The sequence below is a fragment of the Oleiagrimonas sp. genome (assembly GCF_027858935.1).
GTDB lineage: Bacteria > Pseudomonadota > Gammaproteobacteria > Xanthomonadales > Rhodanobacteraceae > Oleiagrimonas.
Window position 1 is genome coordinate 1 of the sequence record NZ_JAQIBU010000168.1, and the last position, 3,005, is coordinate 3,005.

The window sequence follows — 3,005 nt, forward strand, 5'->3', positions numbered from 1 at the left end:
GCGTTGACGCGCATGATTTCGCACATAGCGTCCAGGTGAAGTGGACCGCGCCCGACGGACAGGCCAACGATGGCATCCTGACCTACCCGAACCACTACGTCCCGGGCCACCACTATCCACTGGTGGTCTACAGCCACGGCGGCCCGGAGGCGGCATCGACCTCCGACTTCGACAGCGGAGAGATCGGCCCGCTGCGCGATCAGTTTGCAGCCGACGGCTACCTCGTGTTCGAGCCCAACTACCGCGGCAGCGACAACCTCGGCAGCGCGCACGAGCACGCGATCTACCGTGATCCCGGCAAGGGACCGGACAGCGACGTGATGTCGGGCATACGCATGCTCGAGCACAAGGGCCTGGTGGACACCTCGCGCATTGCCGCGGTGGGCCATTCCTACGGCGGTTACATGACCGGCTGGTTGATCTCGCACCAGCACTTGTGGAAATGCGCGGTGGTGGCCGACGGCGCCGTGGACTGGACCGAGGAGTATGAACTTTCCGGTGCCGGCAACCTGGCCTGGACACGCGACTCGCTTGGTGGAAGTCCGTGGGACAAGGACAGCGCCGCGCTCTACCGCAGCGGCTCGCCGATCACCTACGCCGGGCAGATCACCACGCCGACGCTGATCCTTTCGGGGACCTCGGACATCACGGTGCCAATCACCGAGTCGTTCGCGCTGTACCACGCGCTGGAAAGCCGTCACGTCCCGGTGAAGTTCATCGCACTGCCGGGTGGGCGGCACTCGCCGCACGATCCGGTTCACCGCGAGCTGTACTACCAGGCCATCCAGCGCTGGGTGACCGACCACCTCGGATCGTAAGCGCCGGTTTCAGGCCCCGGGCGGGCGACGATCCGCCCAGGGCTGCGCCTGCTCCAGCTGGGCAGCCAGCTGCAACAGCAGGTCCTCGGCTCCGAAGCGGGCCACGAATTGCACGCCAAAGGGCAGCTCGGGTCCGCCCGGGTCGGCCGGCGCCCAGTGCAGCGGCACCGACATGCTGGGAGTACCCGTGAGATTGGACAACTGGGTGAACGGCACCCGCTGAAGGCTGGTCTGGACCAGGCGGTCGACCATGCCGCTCTTGATCAGCAGGCGCCCGGCGCGCAGGGCCAGGACCACCCGCGCCAGGGCGCGCTGGCCCGGAGGGGTGTCCAGTTCCCCAATGCGATTGGGCGGCTGCGCCGTGGTCGGCGTGAGGTACAGGTCATAGCTTTCGTGAAAGCGGCCCAATGCACGCGCATAGTCGTTCCAGCGCCGGTGCTGTTCGACGTAGTCGCCCGCGCACAAGGTGCGGCCGAGCAGGCCAAGCACGCGCGTTTCCAGTTCGAAAGCATGCGCTCGCGCGCCGGTCAGGTGCCGGGCGCGGGCAATAGCGGCTGCAGTCTGGCCGAAGTACATGGTGATGTAGCTGCGTGCCAGGTCGTGGCCGTCCACCTCGGGCTCGGCCGGCTCGACCGCGTGCCCCAGAGCCACCAGCAGATCCACGGCACGCTCGACCGCGCGTACGCACTCGGGATGCACCTGCGTACCCAGCGGCGAACGGGTACTGAAGCCGATGCGCAAGGTCCCGGGCGGCCGCGTGATGGCCTGCGCATAGGAGATTTCCGGAGAGCAAATGACGAACGGCGCTCCGGATGACGCGCCCGCGAGCACATCGAGAAGATGCGCCGAATCGCGCACGCTGCGGGTGATCACATGCTCGCTGGACGCCCCTTCCCAGTGCTCGGCCTCGTCCGGGCCGCTGGCTACGCGTCCGCGCGAGGGTCGCAGGCCGAACAAGCCGCAATAAGCCGACGGTATGCGTATGGAGCCGCCGCCGTCCGAGGCGCCCGCAGCCGGTACGATCCCGGCCGCCACGGCTGCTGCGGCGCCACCCGACGAGCCACCGGGCGTGCGCGTGGGGTCCCACGGATTGCGCGTGGGACGGTCCCATACCCGCGGCGAAGTCTCGGCCTTGAGCGCGAATTCCGGCGCCGCCGTCTTGCCGAAGACCACCATCCCGGCGTCCAGCACACGTTGCACATAGGTGGCGTGGTGCGCGGGAATCCAGTGGCGCAACGCGCGGCTGCCGCAGGGCGACGCCACGCCGGCATAGTCCTGGCTCATGTCCTTGAGCAGGAACGGAACGCCCGCGAACGGGCCGGCCAGTGGGCCTGCCGCGCGTTTGCGGGCGATGGCCTGCATCGGCACACAGATCGCGGCCAGTTGCGGATCGATCCCTGCAGCACGCGCCAGCGCGGCTTCCAGCACTTCGCCAGCCGAGACCTCGCCGGATGCGATGCGCTCGGCCAGGCCCGTGGCGTCATGTCTCTGGTATTCCTTGAACATCCTCGGACCTTTTGGCTGCGTCTAGGATTCCATCGTACGCACTGGCGCTGCGCCGGGTGAATCCTGTGGTGCGGATGCGCCCCGGCTGCGGGCGTCCGCCCGGTGAATGCGCCTGGCCACCTCCTGTGGCGCCGTGACCAGGATCATGTGCCCACCGTCGATCAAGTGGACCCGAGCGCCGGGCACAAGCTCAGCCAATCGCTCTCCATGTTCGTAGGGGTCGAGCACCGGATCCTGACGACCGAACAGCACCTCGACCGGAAGCTCCAGCTCCGCATAGCGCGACACCAGGCACTGCAGGTCGTCGGAGACATGAAGCAGGTCGAGACAGGCCCGAGTGAACGTCGAAGGGCGCAGTCCGAGCGCGCCGCCGCCCTGCACGTCGGATCCTGGCGGCGGCAGTTCGGGCGCATAGATCCCACGCATGATCCTGCGATGCATGAGCCGCCCGATCGGCGCCAACAACAACCATGCGATCAGGCGGCGCTGCCAGGGCGAGCGCAGGTCCAGCGAACGCAAAGGCGGCGGCGGGTCCGGCATCTGCTGGCTCAAAGGCGACACCAGAACCAGCGCGCGCACGCAGCCGGGATGATCAAGCGCCAGCGCCAGCGCCAGGGCGCCTCCCAGCGAGTGTCCCACGAGCACCGGTTGCTGCAGATCCAGCGCGCGAATGAATTGGGC

At 68.1% G+C, this 3,005-nt stretch carries 3 protein-coding genes; 1 reads left to right on the forward strand and 2 read right to left on the reverse strand.

The genetic code is table 11. The features are described 5' to 3' along the window. The coding region (locus PF446_RS06140) for a prolyl oligopeptidase family serine peptidase (protein ID WP_298070359.1) at window positions 1-818 on the forward strand (818 nt) is incomplete at its 5' end. Between the two features lie 9 nt (window positions 819-827). Here the strand turns inward: PF446_RS06140 and PF446_RS06145 are convergent. Together PF446_RS06145 and PF446_RS06150 are read right to left on the reverse strand one after the other, a co-directional pair. Then, entirely contained in the window at window positions 828-2,324 is a 1,497-nt protein-coding gene (locus tag PF446_RS06145; RefSeq protein ID WP_298070360.1) for an amidase family protein, read from the reverse strand. A 21-nt stretch (window positions 2,325-2,345) separates the two neighbouring features. Then, window positions 2,346-3,005, reverse strand: a 660-nt coding sequence (locus tag PF446_RS06150; RefSeq protein WP_298070361.1) for an alpha/beta hydrolase, incomplete at its 5' end; no start/stop codon positions are given.

Coding starts and splice junctions, on each gene's coding strand:
- PF446_RS06145 (WP_298070360.1), bottom strand. CDS start 2,324: ATGTTCAAGGAATACCAGAGACATGACGCCACGGGCCTGGCCGAGCGC.